The sequence below is a fragment of the Pantoea agglomerans NBRC 102470 genome, from assembly GCF_001598475.1.
Classification (GTDB): domain Bacteria; phylum Pseudomonadota; class Gammaproteobacteria; order Enterobacterales; family Enterobacteriaceae; genus Pantoea; species Pantoea agglomerans.
Window position 1 is genome coordinate 256566 of the sequence record NZ_BCZA01000004.1, and the last position, 17753, is coordinate 274318.

Below are 17753 nucleotides of genomic sequence, written 5' to 3' on the forward strand. Positions count from 1 at the left end.
AAACATCGTTTCAAAATGTGATGGCATTCATTCAATCAGCATTGCCGCATTTTACTGGCGCGCGTTTTCACTATGCTGGCTCCACACGGTTCTCTCCGGTTAGCCCCCGACGCCGGACGCCGTCCTACCTCAGCGGGAGACAAAATAATGAGAATGACGAAAACATGCCTGGCCAGTGCCCTGGCGGTGATGATGATGAGCGCCACCGCCACGGCACAGGTGATCAAAGTGGCTGAAGTCCAGCCTGCCGGTTATCCGACCGTGGTCGCCCTGCAGCACATGGGCGACAAACTCAAACAGGCCACCGATGGACGGCTGGAGATGAAGCTCTTCGCCGGTGGCGTGCTGGGGGACGAAGATCAGACGCTGCAACAGGTGCAGCTGGGCGCAATCGACATGATCCGTGTGTCGCTGGCGCCAGTCACCTCGATCGCCCCGGAAACCAGCGTGCTGACCCTGCCCTACATTTTCCGCGACATTGACCACATGCACAAAGTGCTGGATGGCGAGATAGGCCGCGAGATTGCCGACAAATTCGATAAAGATCCCAACGCCCGCATGGTGTTCCTGGGCTGGACCGATGCCGGTGAGCGCAACATGATCACCAAGAAGCCGCTGGCAAAACCGGAAGATCTGAAAGGCATGAAGATCCGGGTGCAGAACAGCGCCATCTCATTGGCGACGCTGAAAGCGATGGGCGCGAATCCGGTGGCGATGGGCGTCAGTGAAGTGTTCAGTGCGATGCAGACCGGTGTGGTCGATGGCACCGAGAACAACCCACCGACCTTTGTCGCCCATAACTATATGCCAGTGGCGAAGTACTACACCCTCAGCGGCCACTTTATCCAGCCAGAGATGATCCTGTTTTCAAAACGCGCCTGGGATCGCCTGAAACCTGAGGATCAGGCGCTACTGAAGAAGCTCGGCAAAGAGGCGCAGGATGAGGAGCGCCAGCTCTGGGCGACCTATACCGAAGAGTCGATCGCCAAAATGAAGGCGGGTGGCGTCACCTTCCAGCAGACCGACCGCGACTACTTCGTCAAAGCGACCCAGCCGGTGCGCGATCAGTTTGGCGGCAAATATCAGGATCTGATGACCCGGATCGCTGAGGTGAAATAACCCTTCCGCGCCACACTGCCGTGTGGCGTGCTTAATCAGGTATCAATTATGGCTGCTTATACACGTCTGATGGATGGGCTCTATCTGCTGTGCATGCTGATTGCCGCCGTGGCACTGATGATTATGGTGACGGTGATCCCGATCGGGATCTTCGCCCGCTACGTGATGAACGGCGCGCTCTCCTGGCCGGAACCGGTGGCCATTATCTGCATGATCATTTTTACGTTTATTGGCGCACCGGTCGGACTGCGGGCCGGAACGCATATCTGCGTTTCCATGGTCACCGATCGCCTGTCACCCGCCCGGCAGCGCCTGATGCTGCGCGTCAGCGATCTGCTGATGATCATCACCTGTCTGGTGATCTTTCAGGCCAGTTACAGCTTGTGCGAAGCGATGTGGGTGCAGACGCTCGCTTCATTACCGGCAGTGACTTACGGTGAGATGTATCTGCCGATTCCGATTGGCGCGATCTTCACCCTGCTGTTTGTTGTTGAGCGATTGCTGACCGGCGATCAGAGCCAGCGGTCGATTGTCACGCTGGGCGGCACCCACTAACGCGGAGCAGAAAAATGGATGCATTGATCTTGATAGGCAGTTTGCTGGTGTTGCTGATGGTGGGTTTTCCGGTCGCCTTTGCGGTGGGGCTGAGCGCCTTTATTGGCGCCTGGTGGATCGATCTGCCGCTGGAAGCGGTGGTGATTCAGGTGACCAACGGCATTAACAAATTTTCGCTGCTGACTATCCCGTTCTTTATTCTCGCGGGTGCGATTATGGCGGAGGGTGGGATTGCCCGGCGGCTGGTCAACTTCGCCTATATCTTTGTCGGCTTTATTCGCGGTGGCCTGTCGCTGGTGAACATTGTCGCCTCCACCTTCTTTGGCGCGATTTCCGGCTCATCGGTGGCGGATACCGCCTCGATTGGCTCGGTGATGATTCCGCAGATGGAGGAGAAAGGCTATCCGCGTGATTTCGCCGCCGCAGTAACCGCCAGCGGCTCAGTGCAGGCGGTGCTGACGCCACCCAGCCACAACTCGGTGATTTACTCGCTGGCGACCGGCGGCATGGTGACCATCTCCTCGCTGTTTGTTGCCGGTATCTTTCCCGGCCTGCTGCTGGGGGGCTGCCTGATGATAATGTGCCTGGGTTTTGCCCATAAACGCGGCTATCCCAAAGGAGAACGTATTCCGTTTCGTCAGGCGCTGAAAATCTTCTTCGACGCGTTCTGGGGCCTGTTTACCGTGGTGATCATTATGGGTGGCATTCTCTCCGGCATCTTTACCGCCTCGGAGTCCGCCGCGATCGCCTGTATCTGGGCCTTTTTCGTCACCATGTTTATCTACCGCGACTTTAAATGGAGCCAGCTGCATATCCTGCTGTTCCGCACCATTAAGACTGTCACCATCGTGATGGTGCTGATCGCCTTTGCCGCCGGATTTGGCGCAGTGATGACCTTCATGCAACTGCCAACGATTATCACCGAGGCGTTCACCAGCCTCTCCGATAACAAATATGTGATCCTGATGTGTATCAACATCCTGCTGCTGGTGGTGGGGACGCTGATGGATATGGCGCCGCTGATCCTGATCCTGACGCCGGTGCTGTTGCCGGTCGCTACCGCGCTTGGCGTCGATCCGGTTCACTTCGGCATGATCATGCTGACCAACCTCGGGATCGGCCTGATCACCCCGCCGGTCGGTACGGTACTGTTTGTCGCCAGTGCGGTCAGTAAGCAGAAAATCGAGCAGGTGGTCAGAGCCATGCTGCCGTTTTACGGCATGCTGTTTATCGTGCTGATGCTGATTACCTATATTCCCGCCATCTCCCTCTGGTTACCGCGCCTGATGGGCGTGATGTAGCGTCGGCAAAATCGGGTCCGGTGGCGGACCCGATTTTCATCCTGCGAAGCACTCTGATAATCACCATTGAGTCTCAACCCTGCTGGTCGTTTCGTGGTAACGTGAGGGCTTAGTCAGAAGCGGCAAAGGCGACTCATGACCACCAGAAAAATTGATACCACGCTCGTCAGTGCAGGACGCAGCAAGCGTTATACCCAGGGCTCGGTGAACAGTGTGATTCAACGGGCCTCCTCGCTGGTTTTTGATACGGTCGCGGAGAAGAAACGCGCCACTGCCGGTCGGGCAAAAGGCGAACTCTTTTATGGCCGTCGTGGCACCCTGACGCACTTTGCGCTGCAGGATGCGATGACGGAGCTGGAAGGCGGCGCAGGCTGTGTGCTCTACCCCTGCGGCGCGGCTGCCGTGGCGAACGCGATTCTGGCGTTTGTCGAGGCGGGCGACCACGTGCTGATGAGTGGCGCAGTCTATGAACCGACCCAGGATTTCTGTACTAAAATCCTGACTAAGCTGCAGGTTTCAACGGGCTGGTTCGATCACTGCATCGGCAGTGAAATCGGTGAGCTGGTGCAGCCCAATACCCGGGTCGTTTTCCTGGAATCACCGGCCTCTATCACGATGGAAGTTCAGGATATTCCGGCGATTGTGGCGGCGGTTCGCGCCAAAGCGCCCGAGGCGATCATTATGATCGACAACACCTGGGCGGCCGGTATTTTATTTGATGCGCTGGCGCACGGCATCGATATTTCGATTCAGGCGGGCACCAAATATCTGATTGGTCACAGCGATGCGATGATCGGCACGGCGGTCGCCAATGCGCGCTGTATCGATCAGCTGCGCGAGAACTCCTATCTGATGGGTCAGATGGTCGATGCCGATACCGCCTACATGGCGAGTCGGGGTCTGCGCACGCTGGGCACCCGTCTGCGTCAGCATGAAGAGAGCGCGATTCAGGTGGCAGAGTGGCTGGCAGCGCGTCCCGAAGTGGCGCGGGTTAATCACCCGGCGCTGGCGCAGAGCAAAGGTCATCAGTTCTGGCAGCGTGATTTTAACGGCAGCAGCGGCCTGTTCTCTTTTATCCTGCAGGAAAAACTCAGCGCGCCCCAGCTGGCGGAATATCTCGATCACTTCCATCATTTCAGCATGGCGTACTCCTGGGGCGGCTATGAATCGCTGATCCTGGCGAATCAGCCGGAAGAGCTGGCCGCGATTCGTCCGGCGGGTGGAGTCGATTTCACCGGTACGCTGGTGCGACTGCATATTGGTCTGGAGCACGTTGACGATCTGCTGGCTGACCTGGACGCCGGTTTTGCGCGCCTGACGCGTTAATAAACTCAGGCAAAAGATAAACAGACGCTAAACAGAAGATGAACCGGGTAGCGGCCACCCGCAGAGTTTGCCGGGCTGCTGCTCATTTATTGTTAAAATTTATCCCAGACCGTTCAGGTCATCAGTGAGGTCGCTGCATTTATTGCGCAGCGCCGCGACCGATTGCCTGAATGCAGACGGATAGTTCCTTGTGACGTGATGGAATAGCAAATGGGTGTTTTACACGAGATTGTCCACGCGCTCTGGCATCAGGATTTTGCCGCGCTGGCAAATCCGGATGTGGTGTGGGTGGTGTACGGCGTGATGTTCCTGACGCTGTTTCTGGAAAATGGGCTGTTACCCGCCTCTTTCCTGCCGGGCGACAGCCTGCTGCTGCTGGCGGGTGCGATGGTGGCAAAAGGGGTGATGGATTTTGTGCCGACGATGGTGATCCTCACCACCGCCGCCAGTCTGGGCTGCTGGCTGAGCTATCTGCAGGGTCGCTGGCTGGGGAATACCCGGCTGGTGAAGAGCTGGCTGATGCATCTGCCCGCGCAGTATCACCAGCGCGCGTGGAATATGTTTAACCGTCACGGCCTGATGGCGCTGCTGGTGGGCCGTTTTCTGGCCTTCATCCGGACGATCCTGCCGACCATGGCGGGCATTGCGGGCTTGCAGAATGGTCGCTTTCAGCTGTTCAACTGGCTCAGCGGCGTGCTGTGGGTTGGCATCGTCGTGACGTTTGGCTATGGCATCAGCCAGGTGCCGTTCATCAAGCGTCATGAAGATCAGGTGATGGCGATCCTGATGATACTGCCGATGGTGTTGCTGTTTCTCGGTCTGTTCGGCAGCATTCTGGTTATCTGGAAAAAGCGTCGGCAGAAACAGGCCTGACGTCAGCGCGTAGCATCAGGATCCGCCGCCACTCAGGCGGACGGATCCGCTACCGTCTGCCGCACACGATTCACCTCTTCCCCTGGCGTCACGCCAAAATAGCGCTTAAATTCCCGCGAAAACTGTGAGGGACTTTCATAGCCAACCCGCACCGCCGCCGCACTCGCTTTCAGTCCATCGTGCAGCATCAGTAATCGCGCCTGATGCAGGCGATATCGCTTGAGATACTGCAGGGGCGAGGTCTGCGTAACCGCTTTAAAGTTATGGTGAAAGGCTGAAACGCTCATGTTCACTTCCGCCGCCAGCGCATCGACGCTGAGGTTTTCCGCATAGTGATTCTCAATCCGTCGCAGGGCACGCGCGATCAGGCTGAATTGCGTCTGTCGGCTCACCAGTGAGAGCAGCGCACCACCAATCGGGCCAGTCAGCACGTAGTAGATAATCTCCCGCACGATGTGCGGCCCCAGCACCCGCGCATCGCGTGGCTGGGTCATCACATCAAGCAGCCGCTCAGCGGCACACAGCATCGGTTCCGTCAGCCACGCCGAGTGGATCCCCGAGGTCTGCGGCTGCGGCTGGAACTGATCGTCATCGCCGATTTCAATCAGCAGATCCTGCAGGCTGGCGGTATCGACATTAAGACACAGCCCGGCAATCGGCACCTCTGGCGAGGCCCAGGTTTCGCACTCCACCGGCAGCGGCACCGTGAGCATCAGGTACTTGCTGGCGTCATACTGAAACACCGTGCTGCCGAGATAGCCGGTTTTGCTACCCTGAAACAGGATCACAATGCCGGGCTGATACATCATCGGCGTACGGGGACGATATTGATTAGCGTAAATCAGCGACACATTTTCGACCGGACAAAGACGGTCGTGACCATGGGTCATTAATGTTACGACCTGCTGCGCCAGCCGGTGACACAGGGCATCGTGCGCCATAGCGACTCCTTTTACGGGCAAAAAGCCAGTGTGCCGTGCGAATGCCTGAATCACCAGCAGCCTGGAGAATCAGGCAAGAAATTTACCGGATCGGGCATGGCGACAGAACCGCTGTTTTTGCCTCAGCTAAGCAGGCTGAGAATTGTTGGCTAGACTTAAGCACAGTGAAATCTCACGGATTAACCGCAACGGAAAGGAGCAACTATGGCAGACCAACCCATTATCAAACTGCGCGATGGCAATATGATGCCGCAACTCGGACTCGGTGTGTGGCAGGCCAGCATTGAAGATGCACGTCATGCGGTGCTGAAAGCGCTGGAGGTCGGCTATCGCTCAATCGATACCGCCGCCGCCTATAAGAATGAAGAGGCGATTGGCCAGGCACTGCAGGAAACTGACGTGCCGCGTGAAGAGATTTTCGTGACCACCAAACTCTGGAACGACGATCAGCAGAACGTTCAGCAGGCGATGGAAACCAGCCTGGAGAAACTGAAACTGGAGCAGGTTGATCTCTATCTGATGCACTGGCCGTGCCCGGAAAAAGACAATTATGTCGATGCCTGGAAGAAGATGATTGAATTGCAGCAGCAGGGGCTGACTAAAAGTATCGGCGTCTGTAACTTCCATGAGGCGCATCTGAAGCGACTGCTGGATGAAACCGGTGTCACGCCGGTGGTGAACCAGATTGAGCTGCACCCGATGCTACAGCAGCGCACGCTGCATGCGTGGAACGCACTGCATCAGATCCAGACCGAATCCTGGAGTCCGCTGGCGCAGGGCGGTAAAGGGGTCTTCGATCAGGAGATAATCAAGTCGCTGGCGAAGAAATATGGCAAGACGCCGGCACAGATCGTAATCCGCTGGCATCTGGATAGCGGCCTGGTGGTGATTCCGAAGTCGGTGACACCAGCCCGCATTGAAGAGAACTTTAAGGTGTTCGACTTCCGTCTGGACAAGCATGAAGTGAGCGATATTGCGAAGCTGGACAGCGGCAATCGTCTGGGGCCGGATCCGGAAACCTTTAACTAAGGCTGGGCGTCACCAGGTGACCTCACCTTATCTGCCCTGCGGCTGGGGCAGCTAACGATTAACGCGGTCAGGCGGGCTCTCCCTGCCTGACCGCGCTGTTATGCGCTGGGCTGCACCACCAGCTGACCGGCAGTACCGCGGTCGGCCAGTTCCAGCGTCTGACTGTAGTAGACGAACGGGAAGTGATCTGACGAACTTTGCGGGAAAGTGACCATCAGTTCCACGCTGCCATCGACCCACACCGTATCTTTCCAGCCACGATCTTCGCCCATCGGCTGTGCACCATTGACACTTTTAATCAGGAACATCACGCCCTGGATATGCAGCGACTGTGGCCGGTCAGCATGCAGGATCCAGCGCTCAAAGGTGCCCTGCTGTGCCGTGGTGTCAATGCGGCTCATATCCCAGATCGCGCCGTTAATGCCCGGCATGCTGTCACCGATGCGGAATTCACGGGTGCGAACCGCCACGCCATCCAGAATCTGATCGGCCAGCAGCCGCATCGGCAGATTATCCGTCACCAGCGGCAGCAAGCCGGTTGGCCGCAGCGTCAGGATCAGGGTTGACGTCAGAATGGAGGATGGCTCAAAGAAGCCGCGCAGCCGATCCATAATGCCCGCCGCCGTACCTGCGGTAATCGACACTTCATCGCCCTGCGACATATCCACCAGCACTTCGCGGCGTTCGCCCGGCGCCAGTGACAGGCGCTGCACCGCGACCGGCGCAGGCAGATAGCCCTGATCGCTGGCGATGACCATAAACGGGCGATTGTCGCTGAGCACCATCTCATAGCGGCGCGCATTCGAGGCGTTCAGCAGACGCAGACGCACCCAGCCGCGCGATACTTCCACAAACGGGTTGCGTACGCCATTCACCAGCAGCGTGTCGCCCAGGAAACCGCCATCCTGCGGCGGGTCATACACCGGCGTGGCAAAGTTATCGAGCCGCTTGTCCTGAATGATAATCGGGAAGTCATCGACGCCGTAATGCTTCGGCAACGGCAGCTGCCTGCCAATATCATCTTCCACCAGCCACATCCCCGCCAGGCCGTTATAGATGTGCGGAGCCATGCGGTTCGGCGTGTTGGCGTGATACCAGCAGGTTGAGGCCGCCTGACGAATCGGCAGCACCGGCGACCAGTCGACACCGGCTGACATCATACGCGGCGCGCCACCCATCAGCGCGCCCGGCAACTGCAGACCGCTGATAGTCATGGAGACCGGCTCGTTCAGACGGTTGCTGTAGATCAGCTTAACGTCGTCGCCGCTGTAAACCCGGACGGTCGGGCCAAGATAGAGGCCATTAATGCCCCACACCGGCACTTTGTTGTTGTCGCCATTAAAAGACCAGTGGCTGCGCTGCATTGTCAGGAACAGCGGCTGGCCGCGGCGGGATTCCAGCAACGGCGGAACCGGAAGTGGCGTGTCGCCATTAGCTGAAGAAGCGGCACGCGCCGCATGAGGTAGTACACTGGCGCTAAGCGCCGCTCCGGCAGAAAGCTGGATGAACTGACGTCTGCTGAAAGACATAAAACTTCTGACCCTTTACGCGTGGCGCTAAGCGCCGACCCTGTTTTTATTGATCTGTTTTTGCTGTGCTGCGTTCACGGCGGGCGGACGTGCCCCGCCGTGCGGCATCCCTGCAGGATAGTTCGGCGAATGGTTCGCCGGTCAGATATTTCCGTTTTTTTCGCGTTCTGCGACTTCGGCGTTCAGCTCTTCCAGCTTTGCCGCCATCAGTTCGCGACAGTGGGTCGCCAGCTTACGCACCGACGACGACTCGAAAGCCTTTACATCAATCGGGGGCAGCATCTCAACGATCACCAGCCCGTTTTTCCAGCGATTGAGGTTGATCTTGCCATGCGTGTTAGAGACCACAATCGGAATGATCGGCACACCCGCCGCCACAGCGGCGTGAAAGGCACCGGTTTTAAACGGCAGCAGGCCACGGCCACGGCTGCGCGTCCCTTCCGGGAACATCCAGATGGAGATGCGCTTACTGTTAAACTCATCTACCAGCTGACCTATCGTGCCGCGTGCTTTTGCACGGTCATCGCGATCAATCAGCAGGTTACCGGTCAGCCAGTAGAGCAGGCCAAAAAACGGCACCCACAACAGGCTCTTTTTGCCCACCGTCACCGTACAGGGCTGCACCATTTTAGCCGCGGTGACCATGTCATAGTTGTTCTGATGGTTCGCGATGTAGATCGCATTACCATAGTTCTCAGCACCTTCCGGTCTGCGCAGTTCTACTTTAAGGCCAAATACCGTCGACAGTTTGCCGAACAGATGGCCAAATGTGGCGACATGACGCGGATTGCGCGGTGAAAACAGACACCAGATACAGCCAGATATACAGACTAAGATCGAATAGATGACCACAATAATGGCACGCAGAATCAGTAACATAGTTCCCTCATTGAGCCACGGCTGACGCGGTGTCAGCCGGGTAGTTTACGCTTCGCTATCCGGGCTCGCCGGACGCGCAGGCGCATCCAGTTCAACACGATCAATTTTTTGCAGGCCGCGCGGTAACAGCGTGCCGCGACGTCCGCGATCGGCGCGGAATTTTTGTAGCTCTTCACTGCGCAGCAGCATTTTACGCTTGCCTACGTGCAGCGTGATAGCGCTGCCCGGCGGTAAAATCATCAGCCAGGCCAGTTTGTCCTGACCGGCGGCCGCTTCCGCGGATGGAATCGAGATGATTTTGTTGCCCTTGCCTTTCGACATCTGCGGCAGCTCCCCGACCGGGAACATCAGCATCCGTCCCGCCTGGGTGATCGCCAGCAGCATGTCATCTTCATGATGGACGGCCATCGGCGTCATCACGCGGGCGTTTTCCGGCAGCGTCAGCAGCGCTTTACCGGCGCGGTTGCGCGACACCAGATCGCTGAAGGTACAGATAAAGCCGTAACCCGCATCAGAGGCCATCAGCAGGCGCTGGTCATCCGGCTCCATCAGCACCTGTTCAACTACCGCACCCGGCGGTGGCGTCAGCTTGCCAGTCAGCGGCTCGCCCTGCCCGCGCGCTGAAGGCAGCGACGTTGGATCCAGGGTGTAGCTGCGGCCGGTGGAGTCGATAAAGGCCACCGGCTGATTGCTCTTGCCGCGTGCCGCAGCCAGATAGCTGTCGCCGGCTTTGTAGCTGAGTCCGGCTGGATCGATATCGTGGCCTTTGGCGCTACGCACCCAGCCCATCTGCGACAGCACAATGGTCACCGGTTCAGACGGCACCAGCTCGGTTTCGCTCAGGGCTTTGGCTTCTTCACGCTCACGCAGCGGCGAACGACGATCGTCGCCGTAACTGGCGCTGTCAGCCTGTAACTCTTTTTTCAGCAGGGTATTCATCTTGCGTTCAGAGGCCAGCGTGGCCTGCAGCTGATCGCGCTCTTTTTCCAGCTCCGCCTGCTCGCCACGGATCTTCATCTCTTCCAGTTTTGCCAGGTGGCGCAACTTCAGTTCGAGGATCGATTCGGCCTGGGTTTCGCTGATGCCAAAGCGTGACATCAGGACCGGCTTAGGCTCATCCTCAGTACGGATGATCTCGATCACTTCATCGATGTTCAGGAACGCAACCAGCAAACCTTCCAGGATATGCAGGCGGCGCAGCACGCGATCCAGGCGGTGATTCAGACGACGTTTGACCGTATCGCGGCGGAACACCAGCCATTCGGTCAGAATCTCATGCAGATTTTTCACCGCCGGACGGTTATCCAGCCCGATCATGTTGAGGTTAACGCGGTAGCTCTTTTCCAGATCGGTGGTGGCGAACAGATGGTTCATCACCTGATCGAGATCGACGCGGTTGGAGCGCGGAACGATCACCAGGCGGGTCGGGTTTTCGTGATCCGATTCATCACGCAGATCCTCCACCATCGGCAGTTTTTTATTGCGCATCTGGTTCGCAATCTGCTCCAGCACGCGCGCGCCCGACACCTGATGCGGCAGCGCGGTAATCACCGCCTCGCCCTCTTCCTTCTTCCAGACTGCACGCTGGCGAATCGAGCCGCGACCGGTCTGATAGATTTTGCGGATTTCGTCACGCGGCGTGATGATCTCCGCCTCTGTAGGATAATCAGGCCCCTGGACAATATCCAGCAGCTGTTCCAGCGTGGTTTTCGGCGAGTCGATCAGTGCGATGGCGGCCTGAGCCACTTCGCGCAGGTTGTGCGGCGGAATATCGGTCGCCATACCCACGGCAATCCCGGTGGTGCCGTTCAGCAGAATATTGGGCAGGCGCGCCGGTAACATCTTCGGCTCCTGCAGCGTGCCATCAAAGTTCGGCTGATAATCGACCGTCCCCTGACCCAGCTCACCCAGCAGCAGCTCGGCATATTTTGACAGGCGGGATTCGGTGTAACGCATCGCCGCGAACGACTTGGGATCATCCGGTGCCCCCCAGTTACCCTGGCCATCGACCAGCGGATAACGGTAGGAGAACGGCTGCGCCATCAGCACCATCGCTTCATAGCAGGCGCTGTCGCCGTGCGGATGGTATTTACCCAGCACATCACCTACGGTACGCGCCGATTTTTTGAATTTTGCGCTGGCGCTCAGTCCCAGTTCGGACATGGCGTAGACGATACGTCGCTGAACCGGCTTTAATCCGTCGCCAATGTAAGGCAGGGCGCGGTCCATGATGACGTACATCGAATAGTTTAAGTACGCATTCTCGGTGAATGTGTGCAGGGCAAGACGCTCTGCACCATCCTGAGTCAGTTCACTCATTAATTTCTCATCCTCACATCGTGGCCCACAACGGCGGGACACCCGGCGGTGGTTTGGCGAGGATAGTACCTTATTCGCTGGTGTTAGTCACAGGGGAAGCGCGGGAGAGCAGGCGTCCCGCCACCCGATTTCATATGCCGGAGGCACGCCGGATTCAGACCGGCAAGTGCCTGACCTCTCTGCGGAAGTGGATCAGGGCTTTGCGCCCATCCACTGGCGGGCAATGTCACGATATTCGCCTGTGGCGGTGCTGAGATGCAGCCACTGATCGACATAGAGCTTCCAGCTGATATCGTCACGCGGAATCATGTAAGCCTTCTCGCCATACTGCAGCGGTTTGTCGGGATTGATCGCGCAGAGCGTCGGGTAATGTTGCTGCTGAAAACGCGCTTCAGAGGCATCGGTGATCATCACATCCGCCTTGTTGTCCACCAGTTGCCGGAAGATGGTGACGTTATCGTGGAACAGCGTCAGTGAGGCCTTTGGCAGGTGGCTGTGCACAAAGGCTTCGTTGGTGCCGCCTGCCGGTTCAATCAGCCGCACGTCAGGCCGGTTAAGCTGTTCTATGGTCTGGAAGCGATCTTTATCGCTGCAGCGCACCAGCGGGATTTTGCCATCCACATCCAGCGGCCGGGCGAACCAGGCGGTCTGCTGACGTTTCAGCGTGACGGAGACGCCGCCGACGGCGATATCACACTGCTTTGCCAGAAAATCGGGCATCAGGTTTTTCCAGCTGGTTGGCACCCACTCCACTTTCGCGCCGAGCGAGGTAGCCAGCGCGTTCGCCATGCTGATATCCAGCCCTTCATACTGACCATCGGGTCGCAGGTAGCTGTAAGGCTTGTAATCCCCGGTGGTGCAGACCTTAAGCGTTTTAGAACTGAGGATGGTGTCGAGATGAGATTGTGCCTGGACAGCACCGGTGGCCATCAGCAAAGAGAGGACAATTTTTTTCATTTTGCGTTTTTCTATAATTGTTTCACAGTGAGTTTGCCTGCCGATGGTGCCATAAACCGGCGCATTGTTGCTTCCACAGCAAAAGTGTTGTGATCAACCTCCCATTTTTCTGCGACCGCAGCGCGCGTAAGCTAAGCGCCATATTCAGGAAATGAGGCAAACAATTCATGAGCAAGATTTTAATTATCGATGGCGGCAAAACCTTTGCCCACTCTAAAGGCGAACTGAACCACACGCTGACCGACGTTGCGGCCAGCCAGCTGCGTGACATGGGGCATGAGGTGTCTGTGACCCTGGCTGACAGCGACTACGTGGTCGCAGATGAAGTGCAGAAATATGTCGATAGTGATGTGGTGATTTATCAGATGCCTGGCTGGTGGATGGGCGAGCCGTGGACCGTGAAGCGTTATATCGATGAAGTCTTTACCGAAGGCCACGGCTCGCTCTACGCCAGCGATGGCCGTACCCGTTCTGATGCGGCGAAGAAATATGGTTCCGGCGGTCTGCTGCAGGGCAAAAAATATATGCTGTCGCTGACCTGGAACGCGCCGCTGCAGGCCTTTACCGACCCGGAGCAGTTCTTTGAAGGTGTCGGCGTTGACGGTCTTTATCTGCACTTCCACAAAGCCAACCAGTTCCTGGGCATGGAAGCGCTGCCGACCTTTATCTGCAACGATGTGATTAAAGCGCCGGACGTGCCACGCGATATTGCCGCTTATCGGACCCATCTTAGTCGCGTTTTTGCGTAAGATGGCTGGGGGATACCCCCCTATTTTCCCATGAAAGAGGAATTCGCGAATGTTAACAGTCGTTGCTGAAATTTGTGTCAAACCCGGTCGCCGTCAGGCCGTGCTGGATGCGGTGAAAAAACTGATCCCGCTGGTTTTAGAAGAAGAAGGCTGCCATCAGTATGACGCGCTGCTGGACCATCAGGCGCAGGTGCCGTGGAAACAGAACTCGCCGGACTCCATTTTTATGCTGGAACAGTGGGAAACGCTGCGTCATCTGGAGCAGCATCAGCAGATGCCGCACATGGATGCGCATCGCGCCATCATTAAAGATGATGTGGTGGATGTGAAGATTCTGGTGCTGGAACCCAGCGCCTGATTCGTGCTGAAGGCTTAACCCCTTTTCGGTAAAAGGGGTCAGGCTGCTGACAACCTCAAACCTGAGTGCCTCTGGCAGCAATGAATTAGCTCAACGCGAAGGGAACACGGTCAGAAGAGGAAAGCGTCCCGCGCCAGGGATGGCGCGGGTAGAGCGACCAGGGACTGGCTTGAGCGCCTTTCCGATCTGACCGTGTTCCCTGTGCAAGCACAATCTCACAGCGAATCCGGCCAGACTTGCCAGCATCTCCAAACCCCTACCCTATGACAGGGGTTTTTTATTATGGCAGGAGAGATCATAGCAGCTGACGCCGATCAATCTCGGTGCGGAGAAAATCCAGAAAGCAGCCGATGCGCGAAGAGAGCGTGGTGTTACGGTAATAGACCGCATGCACCGGCAACCGCAGCTCGCGGGTTTCAGCGGGGAGAACCGGCACCAGCCGGCCTGCCGCGCAATCTTCCCGGCTGACAAAGTCGGAGAGGCGTGCGATCCCCTGTCCTGCCAGCGCCAGCTGCCGGATGGTTTCGCCGCTGGAGGCAGAGATTGTGGGCTTAATGCGCATGAAATCGCCATCAGGCTGCCAGATCGGCCAGACGTTGTGCGCCTCAAGATGGCTGAAGCCGATGATTTGATGCTGCGCGAGATCGGCAACGCTCTGCGGGGTGCCCGCTTTCGCCAGATAGGCCGGACTGGCCATCAGCCGGATCGCACTGCTGCCAAGCATCCGGGCGCGCAGCGTAGAGTCGCGCAGTTCGCCGATGCGAATGGCAATGTCCGTTTGCTGCTCCAGCAGATCGATCAGGATATCGTCGGTATTCAGTTCAAGCTGGATCAGAGGATAGCGGGCGCGGAAATCGTCCACCAGCGGCACAATCACATGCAGCATAAAAGGGGTGGCGGCGTTTACCCGCAGCCGCCCTGACGGCATCTCGCGCCGCAGGGCTATCTGCTCTTCGGCCTGCTCAACCGAGGCCAGGATCTGTCGCGCATGCTCCAGAAAAACCTGTCCCTCTTCGGTCAGCGCCAGCCGTCGGGTGGTGCGATGCAGCAGGGTGGTCTGCAGCTTGCTCTCCAGCCGCGACAACGCCCGGCTGATGCCCGAACTGGTCTGCGCCAGCTGGGATGCCGCCGCGGTAATGGAACCGCTGTCCACCACCGCCACCCAGGCGCGTAATTCTTCCAGGGTAATTTTCACAAGGATTACTGTCTCTGCTCTGAATCTGCCGGGTTCTCCGGGGATGTGCTGGCTGAAGCACAAAGAGAACAGGACGCTTTCGCGTCCTGTTTTTTTACACTTCGATATCGGCCTTGTCGCCTTTTTCCTGCAACCAGTTACGCCGGTCTTCGGAACGTTTCTTCGCCAGCAGCATATCCATCATGCGCAGCGTCTGATCGATATCCTCTTCACTAATGGTCAGCTGTACCAGACGGCGGGTATTCGGATCCAGCGTCGTTTCGCGCAGCTGTAAGGGGTTCATCTCGCCCAGCCCTTTAAAGCGCTGAACGTTAGGTTTGCCCTTTTTGCGTTTCAGCTGCTCCAGCACGCCCTCTTTCTCATCTTCATCCAGCGCGTAGTAGACCTCTTTACCGAGATCGATACGGTAGAGCGGCGGCATGGCAACGTAGACGTGTCCGTTTCTGACCAGTGAACGGAAATGTTTCACGAACAGGGCACACAGCAGCGTGGCGATGTGCAGACCATCCGAGTCCGCATCCGCCAGAATACAGATCTTGCCGTAGCGCAGCTGTGAAAGATCTTCGCTGTCGGGATCGATGCCGATCGCCACGGAAATATCATGCACTTCCTGCGACGCCAGCACCTCATCGGAAGAGACTTCCCAGGTGTTAAGGATCTTGCCCTTAAGCGGCATGATCGCCTGATATTCACGATCGCGCGCCTGCTTGGCCGAGCCGCCTGCCGAGTCCCCTTCGACCAGGAACAGTTCTGTTTTATTCAGATCCTGCGCGGTGCAGTCCGCCAGTTTGCCCGGCAGCGCCGGACCGCTGGTGAGCTTTTTACGCACCACTTTTTTGGCTGCCCGCATACGTCGCTGGGCGCTGGAGATCGCCAGCTCAGCCAGCTGCTCTGCGATCTGGATATTCTGGTTCAGCCACAGGCTGAAGGCATCTTTTACCACGCCAGAGACAAAGGCTGCACACTGACGTGAAGAGAGGCGCTCTTTGGTCTGCCCGGCGAACTGCGGATCCTGCATCTTCACCGACAGCACATAGGCGCAGCGATCCCAGATATCTTCAGCGGAGAGCTTCACGCCACGCGGCAGAATATTGCGGTATTCGCAGAACTTGCGCATCGCATCCAGCAGCCCCTGACGCAGGCCGTTGACGTGAGTCCCGCCCTGCATGGTCGGGATCAGGTTAACGTAGCTTTCAGTTAACAGCTCACCGCCTTCCGGCAGCCACAACAGCGCCCAGTCAACCGCTTCCACATCGCCAGCAAAGCTGCCGACAAACGGTTTTTCCGGCAGCGTCGGTAAGCCATTCACCGCTTCGCACAGGTAGTCAGTCAGGCCATCTTCGTAGCACCAGGTTTGTTCGGTATTGTTCAGCTTGTCTTTAAAGACAATCTCAACGCCAGGACAGAGCACCGCTTTGGCTTTCAGCAGATGTGATAAGCGTGACACCGAAAAACGTGGGCTGTCGAAGAAGCTTTCATCGGGCCAGAAATGGACGCGCGTGCCGGTGTTGCGTTTAGCCACCGTGCCGGTAACCGTGAGATCCTGGACTTTGTCGCCGTTCTCAAACGCCATGTCATAGATTTCGCCATTACGGCGCACCGTGACTTCGACGCGTTTTGACAGGGCGTTAACCACCGAGATACCGACGCCGTGCAGGCCGCCCGAGAACTGATAGTTTTTATTGGAGAACTTGCCGCCCGCGTGCAGACGACACAGGATCAGCTCGACGGCAGGCACGCCCTCTTCCGGGTGAATATCCACCGGCATGCCGCGACCATCATCAATAACTTCCAGCGACTGGTCAGCGTGCAGAATCACTTCAACCCGCTTCGCGTGGCCGCCCAGCGCCTCATCGACGCTGTTATCAATCACTTCCTGACCCAAATGGTTGGGTCGCGTCGTATCGGTGTACATCCCCGGGCGACGGCGAACAGGCTCAAGGCCAGTCAGGACCTCAATGGCATCCGCGTTATAGTTAGATTGACTCATCGTAAATGTCTGATTAGAAGGGTGAAATGGGGTGCGATTTCCGCATTACTCAGGGATGATTCAGACCGAGAAAGTCCAGAATCTGCGGGAAATGGCGCTCGAATCCAGTAAATGCATGATTTCCGCCCTCTTCTACCGTGTGACGGCACGCGCTGTAATAGTCGAGCGCCTGACGGTAATCGAGAACTTCATCGCCGGTCTGTTGCAGCAGCCAGAGTAAATCGGGCGCTTCCAGCGGTTCAATCTGCATTACTTTCAGATCGTAAATGTGGCGTGACTCTAACACATATTGCTGGCCGGTGTAGGGATTCTGATTTTCGCCCAGGAAATCCGCCAGCAGCTCAAAAGGCCGCACCGCGGGATTGACGACCACAGCAGGCAGCATAAAGCATTGCGACAGCCAGGTGGCGTAATAACCGCCCAGCGACGAGCCCACCAGCCCCAGCGTTTCGCCGCTGCGGCTCAGTACCAGATCTTCCAGCATTGCGGCGGCATCGGCCGGAAACGTCGGCAGCTGGGGCACGATCATTTCGATCTCCGGATGCTGCGCCTCTAACCATTGCCGGAACTGCGTCGCCTTAGCCGACTGCGGCGAGCTGTTAAAACCGTGCAGATAGAGTAATGCCGCCACGC

Annotated in this window: 16 protein-coding genes; 8 read left to right on the forward strand and 8 right to left on the reverse strand. The window is 57.4% G+C overall.

The window, feature by feature from the left end:
• Nucleotides 1–147: 147 nt before the first annotated feature.
• From PAG01S_RS09660 to PAG01S_RS09680, 5 genes are all read left to right on the forward strand, one after another.
• Nucleotides 148–1119 (forward strand): TRAP transporter substrate-binding protein, encoded by a 972-nt coding sequence (locus PAG01S_RS09660; protein ID WP_033758828.1) that lies wholly within the window; start codon nt 148–150, stop codon nt 1117–1119.
• Between the two features lie 48 nt (nt 1120–1167).
• A complete protein-coding gene (locus PAG01S_RS09665; RefSeq protein WP_062758423.1) occupies nt 1168–1674 on the forward strand; it encodes a TRAP transporter small permease in 507 nt (168 codons plus the stop codon).
• Between the two features lie 14 nt (nt 1675–1688).
• Nucleotides 1689–2975: a TRAP transporter large permease gene (locus PAG01S_RS09670; protein WP_022623879.1), complete on the forward strand. Its 1287-nt coding sequence runs from the start codon at nt 1689–1691 to the stop codon at nt 2973–2975.
• A gap of 135 nt (nt 2976–3110) precedes the next feature.
• Complete coding sequence (metC, locus tag PAG01S_RS09675) at nt 3111–4301, forward strand: cystathionine beta-lyase (RefSeq protein ID WP_010671119.1); 1191 nt, start codon at nt 3111–3113, stop codon at nt 4299–4301.
• A gap of 210 nt (nt 4302–4511) precedes the next feature.
• The gene (locus PAG01S_RS09680; protein WP_010249020.1) at nt 4512–5174 is read left to right on the forward strand and encodes a DedA family protein; all 663 of its coding nucleotides are present in this window, start codon (nt 4512–4514) and stop codon (nt 5172–5174) included.
• 32 nt (nt 5175–5206) lie between these two features.
• On the opposite strand, the gene PAG01S_RS09685 is transcribed toward PAG01S_RS09680, so the two are convergent.
• The gene (locus PAG01S_RS09685) at nt 5207–6115 is read right to left on the reverse strand and encodes an AraC family transcriptional regulator (RefSeq protein ID WP_010249021.1); all 909 of its coding nucleotides are present in this window, start codon (nt 6113–6115) and stop codon (nt 5207–5209) included.
• 204 nt (nt 6116–6319) lie between these two features.
• Here PAG01S_RS09685 and dkgA point away from each other — a divergent pair, with 204 nt between their 5' ends.
• Nucleotides 6320–7144: a 2,5-didehydrogluconate reductase DkgA gene (dkgA, locus tag PAG01S_RS09690; RefSeq protein WP_010249022.1), complete on the forward strand. Its 825-nt coding sequence runs from the start codon at nt 6320–6322 to the stop codon at nt 7142–7144.
• A gap of 98 nt (nt 7145–7242) precedes the next feature.
• On the opposite strand, the gene ftsP is transcribed toward dkgA, so the two are convergent.
• From ftsP to PAG01S_RS09710, 4 genes are all read right to left on the reverse strand, one after another.
• Nucleotides 7243–8673, reverse strand: coding sequence for a cell division protein FtsP (gene ftsP / locus PAG01S_RS09695; RefSeq protein WP_010249023.1), 1431 nt, complete (start codon nt 8671–8673; stop codon nt 7243–7245).
• 141 nt (nt 8674–8814) lie between these two features.
• Entirely contained in the window at nt 8815–9552 is a 738-nt protein-coding gene (locus tag PAG01S_RS09700) for a 1-acylglycerol-3-phosphate O-acyltransferase (RefSeq protein WP_010671121.1), read from the reverse strand.
• A gap of 45 nt (nt 9553–9597) precedes the next feature.
• Nucleotides 9598–11871: a DNA topoisomerase IV subunit A gene (parC, locus tag PAG01S_RS09705; protein WP_010671122.1), complete on the reverse strand. Its 2274-nt coding sequence runs from the start codon at nt 11869–11871 to the stop codon at nt 9598–9600.
• 192 nt (nt 11872–12063) lie between these two features.
• Nucleotides 12064–12828: a transporter substrate-binding domain-containing protein gene (locus tag PAG01S_RS09710; RefSeq protein WP_045139614.1), complete on the reverse strand. Its 765-nt coding sequence runs from the start codon at nt 12826–12828 to the stop codon at nt 12064–12066.
• A gap of 167 nt (nt 12829–12995) precedes the next feature.
• On the opposite strand from PAG01S_RS09710, the gene PAG01S_RS09715 reads away from it, so the two are divergent.
• Both PAG01S_RS09715 and PAG01S_RS09720 read left to right on the forward strand, forming a co-directional pair.
• Nucleotides 12996–13577: an NAD(P)H-dependent oxidoreductase gene (locus PAG01S_RS09715; RefSeq protein WP_010249028.1), complete on the forward strand. Its 582-nt coding sequence runs from the start codon at nt 12996–12998 to the stop codon at nt 13575–13577.
• Nucleotides 13578–13626: 49 nt separating this feature from the next.
• A complete protein-coding gene (locus tag PAG01S_RS09720) occupies nt 13627–13935 on the forward strand; it encodes a putative quinol monooxygenase (RefSeq protein ID WP_010249029.1) in 309 nt (102 codons plus the stop codon).
• Between the two features lie 295 nt (nt 13936–14230).
• On the opposite strand, the gene PAG01S_RS09725 is transcribed toward PAG01S_RS09720, so the two are convergent.
• From PAG01S_RS09725 to yqiA, 3 genes are all read right to left on the reverse strand, one after another.
• Nucleotides 14231–15130, reverse strand: a complete 900-nt coding sequence (locus PAG01S_RS09725; protein ID WP_010671124.1) for a LysR substrate-binding domain-containing protein — start codon at nt 15128–15130, stop codon at nt 14231–14233.
• 94 nt (nt 15131–15224) lie between these two features.
• Nucleotides 15225–17120, reverse strand: coding sequence for a DNA topoisomerase IV subunit B (parE, locus tag PAG01S_RS09730; protein ID WP_062758425.1), 1896 nt, complete (start codon nt 17118–17120; stop codon nt 15225–15227).
• A 49-nt stretch (nt 17121–17169) separates the two neighbouring features.
• Nucleotides 17170–17751, reverse strand: a complete 582-nt coding sequence (yqiA, locus tag PAG01S_RS09735; protein ID WP_010249032.1) for an esterase YqiA — start codon at nt 17749–17751, stop codon at nt 17170–17172.
• Between the last annotated feature and the right edge of the window lie 2 nt (nt 17752–17753).

What these genes read in the sequence shown, in the direction of transcription:
- PAG01S_RS09660 (WP_033758828.1), top strand. Translation starts at nt 148, where the DNA reads ATGAGAATGACGAAAACATGCCTGGCCAGTGCCCTGGCGGTGATGATG.
- PAG01S_RS09665 (WP_062758423.1), top strand. Translation starts at nt 1,168, where the DNA reads ATGGCTGCTTATACACGTCTGATGGATGGGCTCTATCTGCTGTGCATG.
- PAG01S_RS09670 (WP_022623879.1), top strand. Translation starts at nt 1,689, where the DNA reads ATGGATGCATTGATCTTGATAGGCAGTTTGCTGGTGTTGCTGATGGTG.
- metC (WP_010671119.1), top strand. Translation starts at nt 3,111, where the DNA reads ATGACCACCAGAAAAATTGATACCACGCTCGTCAGTGCAGGACGCAGC.
- PAG01S_RS09680 (WP_010249020.1), top strand. Translation starts at nt 4,512, where the DNA reads ATGGGTGTTTTACACGAGATTGTCCACGCGCTCTGGCATCAGGATTTT.
- PAG01S_RS09685 (WP_010249021.1), bottom strand. Translation starts at nt 6,115, where the DNA reads ATGGCGCACGATGCCCTGTGTCACCGGCTGGCGCAGCAGGTCGTAACA.
- dkgA (WP_010249022.1), top strand. Translation starts at nt 6,320, where the DNA reads ATGGCAGACCAACCCATTATCAAACTGCGCGATGGCAATATGATGCCG.
- ftsP (WP_010249023.1), bottom strand. Translation starts at nt 8,673, where the DNA reads ATGTCTTTCAGCAGACGTCAGTTCATCCAGCTTTCTGCCGGAGCGGCG.
- PAG01S_RS09700 (WP_010671121.1), bottom strand. Translation starts at nt 9,552, where the DNA reads ATGTTACTGATTCTGCGTGCCATTATTGTGGTCATCTATTCGATCTTA.
- parC (WP_010671122.1), bottom strand. Translation starts at nt 11,871, where the DNA reads ATGAGTGAACTGACTCAGGATGGTGCAGAGCGTCTTGCCCTGCACACA.
- PAG01S_RS09710 (WP_045139614.1), bottom strand. Translation starts at nt 12,828, where the DNA reads ATGAAAAAAATTGTCCTCTCTTTGCTGATGGCCACCGGTGCTGTCCAG.
- PAG01S_RS09715 (WP_010249028.1), top strand. Translation starts at nt 12,996, where the DNA reads ATGAGCAAGATTTTAATTATCGATGGCGGCAAAACCTTTGCCCACTCT.
- PAG01S_RS09720 (WP_010249029.1), top strand. Translation starts at nt 13,627, where the DNA reads ATGTTAACAGTCGTTGCTGAAATTTGTGTCAAACCCGGTCGCCGTCAG.
- parE (WP_062758425.1), bottom strand. Translation starts at nt 17,120, where the DNA reads ATGAGTCAATCTAACTATAACGCGGATGCCATTGAGGTCCTGACTGGC.